This is a genomic window from Saccharomonospora halophila 8 (genome assembly GCF_000383775.1).
Classification (GTDB): domain Bacteria; phylum Actinomycetota; class Actinomycetes; order Mycobacteriales; family Pseudonocardiaceae; genus Saccharomonospora; species Saccharomonospora halophila.
Genome location: NZ_KB912479.1, coordinates 1 through 1832 on the forward strand (window position 1 = coordinate 1; position 1832 = coordinate 1832).

Sequence of the window (1832 nt, forward strand, 5' to 3'; positions counted from 1 at the left end):
CCGCGACCGGGGTGAGGGCGGTGGCGCCGAGGAGTGCGGCGGCGGCCAGTGCGCCGGCCGCCGCGAGGCGGGCCCTCATCGGTCCAGGACGTCGGAGGGGACGGTGTAGCCGCGCACCCGCTGGGGGTGATCCCCCACGGGGATGCGGGCGATCTCGCGCGGGTCGTCGTAGGAGACCACGGAGATGTCGTCACTGTCGGCGTTGGACAGGAAGCAGTACCGGCCGTCGGGGGAGGTGGCGGCCCAGTACGGTTTGTCCCCGACGTCGACGATCGAGTCCACCGTCAGTTCCGGCACGGACAGCACGGCGGCGTAGTCGGAGATCGTGCCCGCGTCGCAGATCTTGCTGTGGTCGTTGTTCATCGCCAGGCCGTGGTGCGCGGAGTCCAGCGGGTAGTCGCTGCGGTCCATCTCCCGCGCCTCCTCCGACAGCGGCAGGTGCACCGTCCGGGTCCGGCGTCGCTGGTCGAGGTCGTACTCGATGAAGCCGTTGTGGAACGACAGCTGCGCGTACATCGTGCGTTCGTCGGGCAGCACGACGAACGGGCGGATGCCCGCCTCGAACTCGATCGTGTCGGTGACCTCGAAGGTCTCCGCATCGGCGATGGTGATCTCGCGGTCCCCCTTCACCGGGTCGAGGATCTCCGCGTCCGGGGCGATCACGTTGCCGATGGAGGCGTTGTAGATCGTGTCCCCGTCGGCGGAGTAGCGGTTCTCGTGCGGGAAGTCCCCGGCGTCGAACCGTCCGACGATCTCGCCGGTGGCCGGGTCGAGCGCGTTGACCGTGTCCGCCGTGGTGGCCGAGACCAGCAGGGTCTCCCCGTCCGGGGACAGCGCCATGTGGTCGGACCGGTAGCCGTCCACCCGGTTGAACCACAGCTGGTCGCCGTCGGCGATGTCGAACGCGGCGACGTCGCCGAGGCTGGGCCGGGAGACGTACATCGTCCTGCCGTCACCGGAGACCATGATGTCGTCCACGAGCTGGTCGTGGCCCTCGCCCGCGGTCTCCCGGATGACCCGCATCGCGAGGTACTGGTCGACCCGCATCTCGGACTTGCGGTCATCCAGGTCCGGGACCACGTCGATGCGCTGGTACGTCTCCAGCGTGCGGGCGTCGATCAGGTCGACGGTGCCGTCCCAGTTGTTCCCGACGAACATCACGTCGCGGTCCGGTTGCGCGTGGGCCACCGGCGTGCCGGTGAGCGTCGCGGTGAGCACGGCCGTGGCGGCCAGTGCGCACACGCGCCCGAGTCGCTGTCGCATGACAACCTACCCCATCGTAGACATGAATTGGATTCACGAATTGTGCGGGGTGGGCGAACCGGACGCAAGGGTGCCGCGGCGGGGACTCCGCGCCTCCGCCCGGTGGTCGTGTCCCTGCGCACGCCCCGCGGGCGACTCCGGTCACCGCACCGTCACGGCCCGGCCGGTTAGGCTGCGACCGTGGGAGTGCGAACCGTGCCCGACCCCGCCGTGCCCGGGGCGGCGGCATGACCGGGACCGCTCCGTCCGCGGGTTCCCGGGCGGCTCGCGGGGAGCTCGCCCGCTACTGGCGGCATCCGGGGGTGGCCGGGGTGGACGTCATGTGGGCACGCTTCCGGCGGCACCGGTTCCCCCGGCACAGCCATGAGACGTTCGCGGTCGGTGTGGTGGAGACCGGGGCCGAGGAACTGCGCATCGGCGGGGGCACCGAACGGGTCGCGGCGGGCGGCACGGTGCTGCTCAACCCGGAGGTGGTGCACACCGGCGGTCCCGCGCACACGGACGGCTGGACCTACCGGGTGCTCTACCTGCCGGTCGACGCGGTGGCCGCCGCGGCGGGCGGCCGGGGC

General features: G+C 71.6%; 2 protein-coding genes. One reads left to right on the plus strand and one right to left on the minus strand.

Annotated elements, in window-relative coordinates:
* Window positions 1-75 precede the first annotated feature (75 nt).
* A complete protein-coding gene (locus SACHA_RS0100745; RefSeq protein WP_028662761.1) occupies window positions 76-1263 on the minus strand; it encodes a YncE family protein in 1188 nt (395 codons plus the stop codon).
* Window positions 1264-1490: 227 nt separating this feature from the next.
* Between SACHA_RS0100745 and SACHA_RS0100750 the strand changes: the two genes are divergently transcribed.
* Window positions 1491-1832 (plus strand): AraC family ligand binding domain-containing protein (locus SACHA_RS0100750; RefSeq protein WP_019806400.1); only part of this gene is annotated, 342 nt, incomplete at its 3' end.

Coding starts and splice junctions, on each gene's coding strand:
- SACHA_RS0100745 (WP_028662761.1), bottom strand. CDS start 1,263: ATGCGACAGCGACTCGGGCGCGTGTGCGCACTGGCCGCCACGGCCGTG.